Source organism: Bacillus sp. 05T31 (assembly GCF_056396725.1).
In genome coordinates this window covers 1-430 of record NZ_JBFTMA010001416.1, presented here as the reverse complement: position 1 = coordinate 430, position 430 = coordinate 1, and the positions used below count along the sequence as shown (strand labels likewise).

Below are 430 nucleotides of genomic sequence, written 5' to 3'. Positions count from 1 at the left end.
ATATTACCAATCGCAATTGGAGGTGGGTTTGGATATAGTTCGGAAGGGTATTTAGATTATGTATTATTAGTACAAGTTTTAATCGGGACAATGTTAGGAGCATATATAGGAGCTAAGTTTACAAATTATGCACCTCGCATGCTTCTAAGGTTTTCGATGATTATGACACCAATATTAGCTGGATGTATGTTGTTAGTAGATTAAAGAGAATATATAGAAATCTATTAATATATTTTACGAATGAATTATGTAAGTAATTCATATTTCTCATATAAAAGGATTTGCTTTAATATAATGAGTATAAAGTTCGAGTATTCGAAGTATTACTTGAATTATATCCCTATCCCTTTTCTAAAAATGCGAACAAGTTTTGCCCTATTCTATTCAATAGTTTATTGTATAGAAATATATTGTTCGATGACCATTATGG

Annotated in this window: 1 pseudogene; it reads left to right on the top strand. The window is 29.3% G+C overall.

Annotated features, from left to right (window positions below):
* Positions 1-204: pseudogene (locus tag AC1DJR_RS33600) on the top strand (sulfite exporter TauE/SafE family protein); the annotation flags it as partial.
* Positions 205-430: the final 226 nt, after the last annotated feature.